Source organism: Paenibacillus sp. GbtcB18 (assembly GCF_019091125.1).
Lineage (GTDB): Bacteria > Bacillota > Bacilli > Paenibacillales > NBRC-103111 > Paenibacillus_F > Paenibacillus_F chitinolyticus.
Window position 1 is genome coordinate 1 of the sequence record NZ_JAGXJX010000965.1, and the last position, 231, is coordinate 231.

At 52.4% G+C, this 231-nt stretch carries 1 protein-coding gene; it reads right to left on the reverse strand.

What is annotated here, in order from left to right; genetic code table 11:
- A partial coding sequence (locus KVT34_RS31410; protein ID WP_302695801.1) for an alanine racemase C-terminal domain-containing protein occupies window positions 1–231 on the reverse strand: 231 nt, incomplete at both ends.

Consider the following 231-nt stretch of genomic DNA (forward strand, 5'->3'; position numbering starts at 1 on the left):
TTGACCGAGGATGCGGGCTTTCCTATATGAAGGTACACTCTCGGGACCCGTTTTCCGATAAGGCAAACGACTTCGTAATTGATGGTGTCCATCAGTTCCGCGATATCATCCACAGGAAGAAACGCGTCACCGGATTTGCCGAAGATGGCTACCGGATCGCCTTCCTCAGTATTCTCCACGTCCGTGATATCCAGCATCGACTGATCCATGCAGACTCTGCCGGCGATTCTG